The organism is Galactobacter caseinivorans, from assembly GCF_003640665.1.
Classification (GTDB): domain Bacteria; phylum Actinomycetota; class Actinomycetes; order Actinomycetales; family Micrococcaceae; genus Galactobacter; species Galactobacter caseinivorans.
The window spans coordinates 241777-256518 of the sequence record NZ_QQXL01000004.1 but is presented as its reverse complement, the minus strand read 5'-3'; the positions used below and the strand labels follow the sequence as shown (position 1 = coordinate 256518).

General features: G+C 67.2%; 11 protein-coding genes. 5 read left to right on the top strand and 6 right to left on the bottom strand.

What is annotated here, in order from left to right; translation table 11 throughout:
* The first annotated feature begins 201 nt into the window (after positions 1-201).
* The 3 genes from DWQ67_RS08460 (at position 202) to DWQ67_RS08450 (ending at position 3230) form a co-directional block, all read left to right on the top strand.
* A complete protein-coding gene (locus tag DWQ67_RS08460) occupies positions 202-1998 on the top strand; it encodes a DUF5979 domain-containing protein (RefSeq protein WP_233555995.1) in 1797 nt (598 codons plus the stop codon).
* Positions 1999-2173: 175 nt separating this feature from the next.
* Complete coding sequence (locus DWQ67_RS08455) at positions 2174-2668, top strand: peroxiredoxin (protein ID WP_121485143.1); 495 nt, start codon at positions 2174-2176, stop codon at positions 2666-2668.
* A 118-nt stretch (positions 2669-2786) separates the two neighbouring features.
* Positions 2787-3230 carry a hypothetical protein gene (locus tag DWQ67_RS08450; protein ID WP_121485142.1) on the top strand — a complete coding sequence of 148 codons (444 nt, stop codon included), beginning with the start codon at positions 2787-2789 and terminating at the stop codon, positions 3228-3230.
* On the opposite strand, the gene DWQ67_RS08445 is transcribed toward DWQ67_RS08450, so the two are convergent.
* Entirely contained in the window at positions 3166-3978 is an 813-nt protein-coding gene (locus tag DWQ67_RS08445) for a GNAT family N-acetyltransferase (protein WP_233555994.1), read from the bottom strand. The genes DWQ67_RS08450 and DWQ67_RS08445 overlap by 65 nt on opposite strands.
* 77 nt (positions 3979-4055) lie before the next feature.
* Between DWQ67_RS08445 and DWQ67_RS08440 the strand changes: the two genes are divergently transcribed.
* The gene (locus DWQ67_RS08440; protein WP_199712654.1) at positions 4056-5039 is read left to right on the top strand and encodes a zinc-binding alcohol dehydrogenase family protein; all 984 of its coding nucleotides are present in this window, start codon (positions 4056-4058) and stop codon (positions 5037-5039) included.
* A 10-nt stretch (positions 5040-5049) separates the two neighbouring features.
* Here DWQ67_RS08440 and DWQ67_RS08435 read toward each other — a convergent pair whose 3' ends face one another.
* Positions 5050-6423 carry a pyridoxal phosphate-dependent decarboxylase family protein gene (locus DWQ67_RS08435; RefSeq protein ID WP_121485141.1) on the bottom strand — a complete coding sequence of 458 codons (1374 nt, stop codon included), beginning with the start codon at positions 6421-6423 and terminating at the stop codon, positions 5050-5052.
* 115 nt (positions 6424-6538) lie between these two features.
* On the opposite strand from DWQ67_RS08435, the gene DWQ67_RS08430 reads away from it, so the two are divergent.
* Entirely contained in the window at positions 6539-7816 is a 1278-nt protein-coding gene (locus DWQ67_RS08430) for a glutaminase (RefSeq protein WP_121485140.1), read from the top strand.
* Positions 7817-7911: 95 nt separating this feature from the next.
* Here DWQ67_RS08430 and DWQ67_RS08425 read toward each other — a convergent pair whose 3' ends face one another.
* From DWQ67_RS08425 to gcl, 4 genes are all read right to left on the bottom strand, one after another.
* Positions 7912-9807 (bottom strand): HNH endonuclease signature motif containing protein, encoded by a 1896-nt coding sequence (locus DWQ67_RS08425; protein ID WP_121485139.1) that lies wholly within the window; start codon positions 9805-9807, stop codon positions 7912-7914.
* A gap of 374 nt (positions 9808-10181) precedes the next feature.
* On the bottom strand, positions 10182-11555 hold the full coding sequence (gene allB / locus DWQ67_RS08420) for an allantoinase AllB (RefSeq protein WP_121485219.1): 1374 nt from the start codon (positions 11553-11555) through the stop codon (positions 10182-10184).
* 5 nt (positions 11556-11560) lie between these two features.
* Complete coding sequence (locus tag DWQ67_RS08415; protein WP_121485138.1) at positions 11561-12715, bottom strand: glycerate kinase; 1155 nt, start codon at positions 12713-12715, stop codon at positions 11561-11563.
* Between the two features lie 70 nt (positions 12716-12785).
* Positions 12786-14582 (bottom strand): glyoxylate carboligase, encoded by a 1797-nt coding sequence (gene gcl, locus DWQ67_RS08410; RefSeq protein ID WP_121485137.1) that lies wholly within the window; start codon positions 14580-14582, stop codon positions 12786-12788.
* Positions 14583-14742: the final 160 nt, after the last annotated feature.

The following is a 14742-nucleotide window of genomic DNA, read 5'->3' as shown; positions in this document are numbered from 1 at the left end:
GTAACCGTGTTATTTTTGGATCAATGAAGTGGGGGACTTGGCGCATTGTGCGCCGAGTACGCGGCTGGAGCGTGAATGGGAACGCTCTTCCGCGGCCATTGGGGGCCCCTGCATGTCGTCGCCAAGCGGTTTTGCCGCGCCGATGACCACACAGGGGGGGTAGATGCTTTGATGCGTCAACGCACAAGATCGATCTGGGCCGTGCTTGCAGCCGGCGCCTTAGCAGTGTTGGGACTCGCAGCAGTCCCGTCCGCAGCCTTCGCGGCAGCGCCATACGAAACGAATGGCACCGTCTCCAACGTGAAGTTCGTGGAGACCACGATCACCGACGGCAAGAAGAGCGAGTTGACCGGCGAGTGGTCCTTGCCGAACTACCCCACCAAGCCGGCAGGTTTCACGCTGGCGCTCCCCGTGGAGTTGCAGGGCCTCGCGGAAACCTTTGATCTGAAGGCTACCGACACCGGCAAGCCCATGGGAAAGTGTGTGGTCACCAAGACCACGTTGGACTGCAGCGTCAATGACGACTACATCGACACGAACCCGCGCAATCTGCGCGGAACTTTCACCTTCTGGGCCAGCACGCAGCTGAACAACTCGGAAGAAGAGGTCAAGGACTTCACCTTCAAGAACGTTGAGGGCAAGACGACCGTCACGGTCAAGCCCGACAAGTGCACCGAGCGGTGCGAGTTCACGGGCTGGTCCGGCCAGAAGTTTGGCGATTATGACAAGGTCAACAACGACGTGTGGTGGTACATCGAGATTCCCGCCCCCGTGGGCGGCATGACCGCGGGCGAGGAAATCGTTGTCACCGACACCCCCGGGGATGGCCAGGAGCTGAAAGCGGACTCCGACTTTGTTGTCCAGGAAACCTCCACGGTCACGGAGCACGAGTCCGGCCGAAGCTACCCCGACGGATGGTCGGAAACGGACCGCAGCCGCGTGAGCTTTGATGACGGCCCGCCCTACACCGCCAAGTGGACCGCTGAGCAGGGCAAGTACTACCGCATCCAGATGAAGCTTGCCGCCAGCAGCAACAGCAGCACTGAGGGCAACACGACGACCTACACCAACAAGGCCACCATCAAGGTGGGCTCCAAGGACGTGATCGAGGTCAGCAATGTCGTGAAGAAGCAGGGTGGCAGCGGCACCGGCATCGGTGACAACGTCGGCACGTTCACGATCAACAAGAAGGTCACCGGCGACGCCATCGTCTCTGCAGATACCGAGTTCACCGTGCACTACGTGGTGACCAGCTCCACCGGCACTGTGCTGGCAGATGCGGACGCCACCGTCTCTGCCACTAAGTCGTTCAAGAGCGAGGAATACCCGACTGGCGCCAAGGTGAAGCTCTCCGAGGCCAAGCCCAAGGACTCCGCCTCGGTGACCTGGGCCGCCCCGGTCTTCGACAAGGCCGAGTTTGAGCTGGAGGGCGGGACCAATACTGTGGTCGCGCTGACCAACACCGCCTCGCTGGAAACCGGCTTCTTTAAGGCCAAGAAGGTTCTCTCCGGCACCGGTGCAAGCCTGATCCCGGCCGATGCCGAGTTCACCGTGAAGTACAACTACCCCGCTGGCGATGCCTTCCCGGCCGGCGCCGGCGAGCTGAAGTTGCGCGCGGATGGCACCGAGGTCACCAGCCCCAAGCTGCCCGTTGGCGCGGTGCTGAAGCTCTCTGAGGTGGCCCCGGCCACCGTTGACGGCGCTACCTGGGGCAAGGCCAAGTTCAACAAGGACACGGTCACGATCGCCAAGGGCGAGACGGTTGAGGTCACCCTGGAGAACCCCATCACGACGGTTCCCCCGACCACGGCCCCTCCGACCACGCCGGAGACGACCCCGGCCACCACGCCGGTGGATTCCACTCCGGCGACCACCCCGACCACCCCGCCGCTGGCTAACACCGGCGCCTCGGTCGGCATCGGTGTGGGTGTAGCAGTTCTGCTGCTGGTCGGTGGCCTGCTGACGGTGGGCTTCTCCCGCCGCCGCGCTCGCCACTGAGCACACCGTGACTGACACCGCCTCGCGGTGACACGTCGCAAACACAGGGTCTGCCCCGGAGCACTCGCTCCGGGGCAGACCCTTTTTGCTGGGCAATGTTTCCTAATCATGGAAACTGGACTCCACCTAGCGATACGCTGGCGAGTGAACCAGCCCCACAGCCCGAGGAGTCCACATGCCGCAGCAGTCACAGAACATTGAGCGCCTGTCCGCAGGAACCACCGCCCCGAGCTTCACCCTCACGGAGGCGGACGGGGGCCAGGTTTCGCTTGAGCAGTCCCTCGCCGATGCCGGACGGGGCGTGGTGGTGTACTTCTACCCCAAGGCAGCCACCCCGGGTTGCACCACCGAGGCCTGCGATTTCCGCGACAACCTGGCCTCGCTGCAGGGCGCCGGGTACCTGGTGCTTGGCGTCTCCCCGGATGAGCCGGAGGCCCTGCGGGACTTCCGCGACGCGCAACACCTCACCTACACGCTGCTCTCAGATCCCGACTACGCGGTGGCGCGGAGCTACGGCGCCTACGGCTCCAAGGTCATGGGAGAGCAGACCTTCACGGGCACGCAGCGCTCCACCTTTGTGGTGGGCAAGGACGGGAGCCTGATGCACGCGGAATACGACGTGCAAGCAGAGGGCCACGTGCGTCGCCTGCGTGAGGAGCTGGGGCTCTAAGCGGCGCTCACCGGCCGGGCCATAGCCGGGCGGCCGTCATTGAATCGAGACCGTCCTGCCACCTGACTACCGGGGAACTCATGGGTCCGGCTAGGCCCGCCGCCCTAGGCTGAGGTCAATGGAACATGCGGCTTGGGACGGACACACGCGCACGCAGGGAGGGTGGACTCGCCTGGGGCAATGGCTCCTGGTTGGCCTGCTCGCGTGCGTTCCCTTTGCCTGCGGGCTGCTCGCCCTTCTGGTGATTCCCACGCAGCTGCGAAGCTCGCTGGTGCCGTGGCTGGCCACCGGCATCATCCTGCTCGGCGTGCCGCTCTGGTTTGTGGTGGCGGAGGCGCTGGCCTCTGCCCTGCGCAAACTCATCAAGCCGCCACGGCTCTTCCTGGCCGTGGACGCGCTCCTTGGCTTTGCGCTCCTGGTGCTGCTGTACTCCATGATCGTCGCGTCCCTACTTGGCGCGGTGCTCTGCGCCGGCGTGGCCGCGGTGGCCTGGTGGGTCAGCGCTCCGTTGACTCACCGTCGCTACCGGCTCGCGTCCACAGGTAAGGCGTCGTCTCCGTGACCTTGACTAACCCGGCCCGCTCCAGAATGGGGCGGGAATCCTGCGTGGAGTCGGAGTGGATCCACCGCACGCCCCGGCGCAGCACGCTCTGCACCCGGGCAGAAGTCAACGCGCGGTAGATACCCCGCCCGCGGTACTCGGGAAGCGTGGCGCCGCCCCAGATCCCGGCAAACTCGGTGCCGGCCACGGGATCAATCCGGCCCGCGCTGACCACCCGGCCCTCCGCGAGTGCGGCCCACAACTCCACCGGTTCTCCGGCTGCCTGGCGGCGCAGCAGCTCGGGGACCATGCGCCCCGCCAGTTGTGTACCGAACACGTGGTCCTCCATGCGAGCTGCGGCCATCATGGCAGCCTCCGTCTGCGCCTGCTCCAGGGTGATCCCTGACGGAGCCTGAACGCCGGCCAGCCCCTGTGCGGAGCCCACCATGACGGACTCGGCCGCTTGGGCCGCAAAACCCGCCTGTTCTAGCGCCTGGTGCAGGCCCGGCGCGTGATCGTGCGCCCGGGTCTTGACCTCCACCTCATCCAGTTCGGGGTGCTCACGCACCCACGCGGCAACGGAAGCGACCAACGCGCGCACCCCAGCGGCGTCGGGCAGGTGGCCGTCCCGATCCGCCAGCGAGGCGTAGGAAACAAAACCCTGCCCGCCCTCATAGATGCCCAGCTCGGTGCTCAGGGTGCCCGTCATCTCCGCCTCAGAGCGCAGCTGCTGGTCATAGGCGGCAAGTAATTGGGTTCTATCGATCACTGTGCCGAGACTACCTCAGCTTCCGGGTCTACGCTGGAGAACAGCCCCAGACCCAAAAACATTAGGAGTACCCCCTCGTGAACCCCACCATGCGAGCCGTGGTGCTCAGCTCACCAGGCGGCGTCGAGCAGTTACAGATCCGAGACGTGCCGCTCCCGCAACCAGCGCCTGGTCAGCTGCGGATCAAGGTCAAGGCCTTTGGGCTCAACCGCTCCGAGCTTCACACCCGGCTAGGCCTCGCGGAAAGTGACGTCACCTTCCCCCACATCCTTGGCATCGAGGCCGCCGGGGTGATCGACGAGGATCCCAGCGGCACCTTTCCCATAGGCCAGCAGGTTGCGACCATGATGGGCGGAATGGGCCGCAGCTATGACGGCGGCTACGCCGAATACACCTGCGTGCCGGTGGGGCAGGTCATCGCCTTTGAATCAGAGCTGCCCTGGGATGTCCTCGGGGCCATCCCAGAGATGCTACAGACCGCCTACGGTTCACTCACCGTGGGCCTGGACGCCCAGCCAGGCCAGAGCCTGTTGATCCGCGGCGGAACCTCATCGGTTGGGATGGCAGCCGCAGTCCTGGGCCACCGTCTCGGCATGCGCGTCTTGTCCACGACGCGCAACCCCACCAAGGCAGAGGCACTGACGCAGCTCGGCGTGGACCATGTGTTGATCGACAACGGCAAGGTCGCGGAGCAGGTGCGTGCAATCCTTCCTGATGGAGTGGACGGCGCGATCGAACTGATCGGCACGCCAACGCTCCCGGACACTTTGCTGGCCACGCGCGTGCACGGCACCGTGTGCTTCACCGGCATGCTCTCCAACGAGTGGACCGTGCCAGACTTTTACCCCATCGCCTACCTGCCGCGCGGGGTCCGGCTGACAGGCTATGCGGGCGAGGCCGCGGACCTGCCGGCGCAGATCTTGCAGGGCTTCCTGGACGATGTGGCCCTCGGCAGTGCCGTGGCCCCGCTGGACCAAGCCTTCTCCATGGATCAGATCCAAGACGCGCACCGGCTCATGGAATCAGGACAGGCCACAGGCAAGCTGGTGGTCTTGCCCTGACCCGGCGCACCTATTTCATGGTGTCCAGGATCTGCACCAGGTCCTCAAACGTGGTCAGCGGGTTCACGATCGCAAAGCGAGTGTTGGGCCGGCCGCCGTGCGAGCTGGGCACCACAAACGCAAACTGCTCATCCAGCAGACCATCAGACCACCGCGCGTAGTCCTCGCGCTCCCAGCCATCCCGTTCAAACACCACCACGCTGAGCTGCGGATCCCGCACCAGCGTGAAGCCGGGACGATGACGGATCTCCTCAGCGATGCGCTGGGTCAGCTGCAGCGTGCTGGAGACCGCGTCGCGGTAGGCCTGCACGCCGTAGGTCGCCAGCGAGTACCAGAGCGGCAGGCCGCGCGGGCGTCGCGTGAGCTGGATGGAATAGTCAGAGGGGCTGTAGTCATCGCTCTCCGTGAGCGTGTCCAGGTACTCGGCGTGCTGGGTGTGCGCGCGCCGCCCGGTCTCCGGGTCGCGATAGATCAGCGCGCAGCAGTCGTAGGGCGCAAAGAGCCACTTGTGCGGGTCAACGATCGCGGAGTCGGCACGCTCGACGCCGCTGAATTGGTGGCGTGCCTCGGGTGCCAGGATGCCGGTGAGCCCGTAGGCACCGTCAATATGCAGCCAGAAGTCAAAGTCGTCCTTGAGGGCTGCGATGCCCTTGATGTCGTCAATGATGCCGAAGTTGGTGGACCCCGTGGTCGCCACAACGGCAAAAACCGCGTCCCCGTGCTCCTCCAGCGCCGCCCGGACCGCGTCCGCATGCAACTTCCCGTCCGCCCCGGCCGGGACGGCGATGGTGTCCACATCCATGACCTTGGCGGCGGACTTATTCGAGGAGTGCGCCTCTGCGCTGCAGACCAGCTTCCAGCGCGACGGCAGGGCCTTTCCGGCCTCGGAGAGGCGACGCTTCGCGGCGTCGCGCGCTGCCACCAGCGCCGAAAGGTTACCGATGGTGCCGCCCTGCACAAACACGCCCCCGGCTCCCTGCGGGAAGCCAAACTCGCCGGCCAGGAAACTGAGCACCTCGTTCTCCGCATGCACGGCGCCCGCACCCTCAAGCCAGCTGCCGCCGTACAGGCCGGACGCGGAGACGACCAGGTCAAAGGCGATGGCCGCGGTGGTGGGCGCGGTGGGGATGAAGGAGAGGTAGCGCGGGTGGCTCGCGGTGAGGCAGGCCGGGGCCAGAATGTGCTCAAACACAGCCAGGGCACGGTTGTTGCCCAGGCCCTCATCGGTGATGGTGCGGCCGGCCAGGCGGCGCAGTTCCGCGGGGGCCAGCGGCTTGTCCAGCGGGACATCCTTGGCGAGCATGCGCCGGCGGGAATAGTCCAGCACCGAGTCAACAATCGCGGCCTGCTCTGGGGTGCTTGCGTGCATGCGCATGGGATCCATTGGTGACTCTCCTTGTTGAGCCTGCGGCACACCCGCTGGGCCACAGCAACGCTAGCAGAGGGCGGCGGCCAGGCGGGTGTGAGTCCCTTGCCGCGCGTATCCCTAGACTGGCCACGTGAGATCTCCCATCCCCGCGTACCTGGAAGAAGTCCTCAACGACACCGTGGACGGCGGTGAAGTGGCCTCCTATATTCCCGAATTGGCCCGGGCCAACCCGGACCGGCTCTCGGCCGCCCTGTGTATGGCCGATGGCACCATTTACGGCGCGGGAGAAGTGGAGACCCGCTTCAGCATCCAGTCCATTTCCAAGCCCTTTGTTTACGCGCTGGCCCTGCAAGAGAACGGCGTGCAAGCCGTGATGGAGCGTATCGGTGTGGAGCCGAGCGGCGAGACCTTCAACTCCGCCTCCTTGGATCCCAAGACACAGCGCCCGGACAACCCCATGGTCAACATCGGCGCCATTGCGACCCACGCTTTGGTGATGCCGGACGGAACGTGCGCCGAGCGCTCCGAGGCGGTACGTCGCGGGCTTTCCGCCTTTGCCGGGCGCCAGTTGCAGATTGATCAGGCCGTGTACTCCTCGGAGATCAGCACCGCCTTCCGCAACCACTCGCTGGCGTACCTGGTGCGCAGCGTGGACGGCTTTGAGCAGGACCCGCGCGAGATTGTGGAGGGCTACACCCGCCAATGCTCGCTGCTCGTGGACGTGCGAGACCTGGCCGTCATGGCCATGACCCTCGCCAACTCCGGCGTGAACCCGGTGACCAAGGAGCGCGTGGTTCACGCCGACGTGGCGCAGCAGGTGCTCTCCGTCCTGACCACCTGCGGCATGTACGACGCCACGGGAGACTGGATGACCCAGGTCGGCATCCCCGCCAAGTCCGGCGTGGGCGGCGGCGTCATCGGGGCGCTGCCGGGCCAGGTGGGCGCGGCGGTCTTCTCACCGCGCCTGGACGATGTAGGCAACTCGGTCCGCGGCGTGCAGGCCTTTGAGCGCTTCTCCAAGGACATGGGCATGCACCTGCTCAAGGCGCCGCCGCTGTCCAAGGACGTGGTGCGCACGGCAACCATGCGTTCGACGGCGTTGGGTCCGGTTCACGCTGTGGAGCTTCAGGGGCCGTTGCGCTTCTCCAGTGCCGAGCGGGTCATGCGTCGGCTTGAGCAGGTGCCTCACGATAACTACGGCGTGGCCCTGGACCTGACGCGCGTTTCCTCCGCGGACGAGGTCAGCCGGCGCATGCTGCTGGAGGCCATGCGATCGCTGCGCAATGAGGGTCACCGGATTTATCTGGTGGACCCCAAGGGTTCCGTGCCGGACCGCGATCTGGGCGATGGATCGCTTCCCCTCCAGGCCGCCTCGCTCGACACCCTGGATACGCCCCGCAATCACTAGCCACGCTGCGTGGGGTTGTGTTGGCGGGACGAGGTGTGGCGAGCTGTGGTGCGGCGAGCTGTTGTGCGGCGAGGGCGTGGGATCCAGGCGCCTGGTCACGGGCCACGCTGGCGTTGGCGGGTGGTCCAGGAGCTGACGACAGTCCACGGGCGACGGACCGCCCCTCCGGGAGCCGTCCCCACCTCGGGCGCACCAGGGTTGGCCGGCCGTATTGCGGCGGGCTCGGTGGTGGCTTCCACGACGAGCCTGCCCAGGTGCACCTCGTGGTGGTGGAAGTTGCACAGCAGCACGGCGTGCTCCACGTCGGTCGGTCCGCCCTGCTGCCACGGAATCACGTGGTGGGCCTCGCACCACCCTGGGGGCGCACCGCAACCGGGAGCCTTGCAGTGCCGATCGCGGACCATCAACGCTCGGCGCTGGTGAACACTGAAATGACGCCTGGCCCTACCCAATTTCAGCGGTAGCCCTGCTTCGTCGGTGAGCATGAACTGCACATCGGCGCTACAGAGCATGCTCATGACTTGGGATACAGGCACGGCAGCGTCCGACCGTGCCACCCTGGCGAACCGTTCATCCACCAGTGTTTGAGGATCAATTCCAGTCATCGTGCCCAGCGCACGAGGCGGCGCCGGCGCAAACACGGGTGGCGGTGGCGGTGGTGCTGGTGGTGGTGGTGAAGATGCCACGGCCTGCACCGGCGATTGTTCTGGTTGCGGCGCCCCGAAGGGGGCGCGCATTCCTGCAAAGGGATGGGGCGGTTCCATCCGATCCGGCGGCCCGCCCCACCCCTGACCTGCCGAACGCGGATCTGCAAACACGTCCCCGCCTTCGGTCGGGCCATCAGTCCCGGCTCGTTGAACTGCGGCGGCCGGCTGGGCTGTGGGCTGCTGGGCGGTGGCGGCGTGGAGGAAAGCATGAAGGGCCGGCAGGGTCGCAGTCACCAGCAGCGTGGGAGCGGCGCCGTGGTTAGTGGGTGCGTTCCCGGAGCTGGCATGAGCCGCGAACAAGGAGGCCAGGGCGTCGAAGGACTTCTGGTCCATGGTGCGGGCATCCTCCCCCGCCTCCACGTCCACTACAGCGCCTGATTCGGGGTCTGGGGCTGGTTCCTTCCGGCGGGGTGAGGTGTAGGCATCCAGCACGGCGCGGATCGCAGCGCCCTCTAGTTCTGGGGCGAACCCCGTCATCCGCCACCCACCACCGCGCGCCATGCTGATCTTGAACGATCGAGCCTTCACCTGCTTCTCGTAGTCCGGCTCTACGCCATCGGGGTCAATCGCGTTAGCCCATGCCCTGGCGACCTGGACCAGCGCTGCGCTCTCCAGCCGTCGCCCACCCCAAGGGTCCACGGCGAACTCCACCCCGGACTCACACCCAAACCCCGGCTCACCCTCCCCGGGGAGCACCCGCCCACCACTGGCCTGAGCCACGAGGGTGGCCTCGGCGAACTCCAACATCCCCGCCACCACTTCAGGGTTCTCCGCAGTGTCGGGCACCTCCTGCGGCAGTTCCCGGTGAATGGTCAACGCCTGCTCAGCGGACACTTCCCCGGCCTCCAAACCCCGAGCAATCCCAGGCCGCAACGGCGCCAACACCCCGGAAGAGAAACCATTGCGCGTTGTGACGGCTCCGGCCACGGAGATCCACCCCTGAGCCGTCGGGGCAGGGACCCCAAAGAGCTGCATCAACAACGCCTTAGACCCGCGCGCACCCACCCGGTGCGCCAACGAATCCGGACCGGCCCTGCCCACACCACCGTTCAAACCCTCAGACCGAGAGACCACAGCAGCAGCGGCACGCACCCGCAAAGCATCCATCACCACCGAAAGCCCAGCTAGCTCAACCAGCACCGCCACCACCTCAGCATCGCTGGCTTCTTCAACCCACCGCGCCGAATCCGGCAACACCGCGCCCCGCAGCACCCCGACCACGGTAGCGAGCGCCCCGGCGGCAGCCCCCGACCCTGACTCCGACCCCTCGTGACTCTGATCCACGACCGCTCACCTCCCCAGGCGACTGGTGTTCCCCCTTGAACACCTCAAGCGTCTCGTGACCCCCTGACACTTTGCTCCGCTTTTGAACCGTTTTCGGCCAGATCCACCAAAGAATATTTCAGACCCACAGAAACAAGGTTTATCCACAGGCCCCGTCCCTCACAGGCCACCCAGAAACACCACGCCCGCGCACCCGGGCGCGCCAACGACGTCGACCCTCAGAGGTGAGAGCCGACGCCGCTGGCGTCCCGTCCCCCATCAAAACTGGGGGCGCGCCGGAGGTAGGACGGCGCCGGGATTTCTGGCCGGTGAAACCCGATTCCGCCGGCCAAACTTAGGGGTAAAGCTGGTGGGTGACGCGAGCGCAGCAGACCTCAGTTCGCGCTCAGCAACTGCCCCGTCGGCGTCTCGAAGTCCACCTCGCGGCCGGCCACGAGCGTGCTGTGCACCACGCCAAAGAGCTCCCGGCCGTCGTACGGCGTCACCGGGTTCTTGTGCCGCAGCGCCCGCGCGTCCACCACAAAACTCTGCTCGGGGGCAAAGAATGCCAGGTCGGCATCCGCCCCCACGGCGATCTTGCCCTTGGACTCCAGGCCCACAAATGCGGAGGTCTTGGTGGCCATCCACCCGAGCACGTGCTCCAGGGAGACCCCGCGTCGCCGCGCCTCGGACCAGACCAGCGGCAAGCCAAGCTGCAGGGAGGCCACGCCGCCCCATGCCTCGCCAAAGTCGCCGTGATCCACGCCCTTGACCTCTGCCGTGGCCGGGGAATGATCCGACACGATGATGTCGATGGTGCCATCCAGCAACCCGGCCCAGAGGGCGTCGCGGTTGGATTCCTCGCGGATGGGCGGGCAGCACTTGAAGGCGGTGGCGCCGTCCGGAACCTCCTCCGCCACGAGCGTGAGGTAGTGCGGGCACGTCTCCACCGTGAGCCGCACGCCGTCCGCCTTGGCCTGGCGCACGCGCTCAATGGAGTCCGCATTAGAGAGGTGCAGAATGTGGGCGCGGGCGCCGGTGCGCTTGGCCCGCTCAATCACGTCCGCGATGGCCCGGTCCTCCGCATCCCGCGGGCGGGAGGCCAGGAAGTCCGAGTAGTGCTGCCCGTGCGCCTGCGGCGCCGAGTCAATGATGTGCGCGTCCTCCGCGTGGACAATCAGCAGCCCGTCCACGGGCTCCAGCTCCTCCATGACCTGCTGCATCTCATCCGCTGTGAGGGACGGGAACTCGTCCACGCCGGAATGCAGCAGGAAGCACTTGAAGCCAAAGACCCCCTGATCCAGCAACGGGCGCATGTCCGCCAGGTTCCCGGGGATGGCCCCGCCCCAGAAGCCCACGTTCACAAACGCCTTGGGCCCGGCCACGGCGCGCTTCACGTTGAGCGCGTCCACCGTGACGGTGGGCGGGATGGAGTTCAGCGGCATGTCGATGATGGTGGTGACACCACCGGCGGCCGCGGCGCGCGTGGCGGAGGCAAAGCCCTCCCACTCGGTGCGGCCGGGCTCATTCACATGCACGTGGGAGTCCACCAACCCGGGCAGCAGCACCTGATCCGAGGGAACGTCCACCACTCGCGCGCCTTCCAGCCCGGCGCCCAGTGCCTCGACGGCCACGATGCGGCCCTGGTGCACGCCCACCTCCACGGCGCGCACCCCCTCGGGGGTGTAGGCGCGCTCGGCGCGGACCACCAGGTCAAGGGCGCCGCTCACCGTCGCCCCGGCCTCAGCCGCTACCTCAGCATTGCTCATCTGGCTCACGCGTCCTCCTCCATGCTCTTAGCCTGGGCCAGCAATCGCCGACCCAGCTCCTGACCTGCCCTCTGCACCAGCTCCCCCGCGCGCGCCATGGACGCCCGCGGATCTGGCTCAAACTCACTCAGTGCCAGCACCCCGGCAAAACCGGCCGCCCGCCACTGCGCCTCCTCCAGGGTGGTGCGCCCGCACACCGCCCAGACGGGTTTCCCCGCCCGGCGCGCGGCCTGCGCCACCCCCGTGGGAGTCTTGCCACCCAGCGATTGCTCATCCAGGCTGCCCTCCCCCGTGATCACCGCATCCGCGGATTCGATGATCTCAGAGAGCCCCACCAACTCAGCCACGACCTCCACGCCGGGCCGCCGGCTCGCGCCAAGCACGGCCAGCGCGGCATAGCCCACGCCCCCGGCCGCGCCGGCCCCGGGAAGCTGGGCGGCCGCGGCAGCCTCCTGACCCAGCGCCTGCCCGACGACGCGTGCCCAAGTCCCCAACGCGGCGTCGAGCTGGGTGACCTGCTCGGGTGAGGCGCCCTTCTGCGGGGCAAACACGGCTGGGGCGCCGCGCGCACCGGTGAGGGGGTTGTCCACGTCCGCGGCCAGCACCAGCGTGGTGCCCTTGAGCCGCGGATCAAGCGCCGAAAGGTCCAGGCGCGCTGCCCGCGCCAGGGCACCGCCGCCGGCAGGCAGCGGCTCCCCCGCGGCGTCGAGCACCCGCGCGCCGAGGCCCTCCAGCAGTCCAGCGCCCCCGTCCGTGGAGGCGGAACCGCCCACACCCAGAATGATGGTCCGAGCGCCCGCGTCCAGCGCGGCCGCCAGCAACTCTCCCGTGCCGCGGGAGGTGGCGCCCAGCGCGTCTTTGACGCCGCCGGGCAGCACGTCCAACCCGGAGGCGGCGGCCATCTCCACCACCGCATGCTCGCCGCGCAGGGCAAAGATCGCCTCAACTGGGGCGCCCGTTGGCCCGGTGACCACCACGGATCGCGGGCAGAATCCCGCGGCCAGCGCCGCCTCAACCGTGCCCTCTCCGCCGTCCGCCATGGGCACGCGCACCACGTCAACAGCGGGGATTACCTCAGCGAGGCCCGCCTCCAGCCTGGAGGCGACCTGGGCGGCGGTGAGCGACCCCTTGAACTTGTCCGGGGCAAGCACGATGCGCACGGGAGGCTCCTTCGGGTCGGGGCGGGTGGGGTCGGGTCGGGAGGGAAGTCGGGTCTGGTGGGGCGAACAGCTACGCCGAGACCGCCACCGGCATGGGCACCAGCGCTGTCGGCGCGTCCGTGGCGCTACTGGCCACGTCCTCAAACTCATTCACGTTATCCAGCTCGCTGCCCATCGCGATATTGGTGATGCGCTCCAAAATGACCTCCACCACCACGGGAACCTGGTGCTCGGCGGCCAGCGACGTGGCGGTGGCCAAGGCCTGGGCGAGCTGGGACGGATCCTCCACGCGGACGGCCTTGCAGCCCAGTCCCTCTGCCACCTTCACGTGATCCACACCATATCCCTGAGTCTGCGGGGAATTGATGTTCTCGAACCCCAGGGACACCTGATAGTCCATCTCGAAGGGGCGCTGGGACTGGCGAATCAGGCCAAGGTAGGAGTTGTTGACGACCACGTGGATGTACGGCAGCTTGTGCTGCGCGCCCACCGCGAGCTCCTCCATCATGAACTGGAAGTCGTAGTCGCCGGAGAGCGCCACCACGGTCTTGCCCGGCAGCGCGCGGGCCACGCCCAGGGCCGCGGGGCCGGTCCAGCCCAGGGGTCCGGCTTGGCCAGCGTTGATCCAGTGGCGCGGCTTGAACACGTGCAGCATCTGCGCGCCGGCGATCTGACTCAGGCCAATGGTGCTCACATAGACCGTGTCCCGGTCCTGATCAAAGAGCGCATTCATCTCTTGGTACACGCGCTGGGGCTTGATGGGCTGGTTCTCAAAGTTGGTCTTGCGCTGCAACTCGCCGCGACGGGCGCGCACCTCTTGCGCCCACTCGCTGTAATCCGGCAACGTGCCCTCTGCCGCGCGCTCCTTGGCCAGCTCCAGCAGCGCCTGCAGCGCCGCCTTGGCGTCTGACACCACGGAGACGTCCGCGTTAAAGATGCGGCCAATCTGCGTGGGATCAATGTCAATGTGCGCAAAGGTGCGCCCGCGACGGTAGGTCTCCAGGCCGCCGGTGTGGCGGTTGGCAAAACGGTTGCCGATACCCACCACGGCGTCACTGGCCAGGAAGGTGGCGTTGCCGTAGCGGTGATGGGTCTGCAGGCCCACCATCCCTGCCATGAGCCGGTGATCATCCGGGATCACGCCCCAGCCCATGAGCGTGGGCACAACGGGAACGCCCAACAGCTCCGCCAGCTCCACCAGCTCCGAGGCGGCGTCCGCATTGAGCACTCCGCCGCCGGCGATCAGCAGCGGCCGCTTGCCCGCCGTGAGCAGGTCAAGCACCTTGGTCGCCTGCGCGCGGGTGGCCCGCGGATTGGCCACGGGCAGCGGCTCATACGTGTCGATATCGAACTCGATCTGCGCCTGTTGCACGTTGATCGGCAGGTCAATCAGCGTGGGGCCGGGGCGGCCGTTGCGCATCAGCCCAAAGGCCTTCTGGAAGGTGCCGGGTACCTGCCCGGGCTCCAGGACGGTGACGGCCAGCTTGCACAGGGGCGCGGCGATGGAGGCAATATCCACGGCCTGGAAGTCCTCGGTGTGCAGCTTATTGGTGGGCGCCTGGCCCGTGATGCACAGCATCGGGATGGAGTCAGCCTGGGCCGCATAGAGGCCGGTAATCATGTCCGTGCCCGCCGGGCCGGACGTTCCGATGCAGATGCCGATGTTGCCGGCCACAGCGCGCGAGTAGCCGTCCGCCATGTGGCTGGCGCCCTCCACGTGCCTGGCCAGGGTGTGGCGGATGCCGCCATGGGCACGCATGGCCGAATAGAGCGGATTGATGGCGGCGCCTGGCAGCCCAAAGGCCTCCGTGCTGCCCTCCTTTTCCAGGATCAGGGCGATGGCGTCTACGGTGCGCATGCGGGTCATGGGGTCCTCCTCGAGGGCCTGACATTCCTGGCCCTCTTGGGCCACAAGGATGTGGGTTGGGTGCCGCAGGGAAGGCCCGACGGCGTGTGGCGCGGTAGGCGCGTGCGCCGCGTGCGGCGCGTGCGGCGGTTTCTTGAGCACCCGGCGGCGCCGGGTGGTG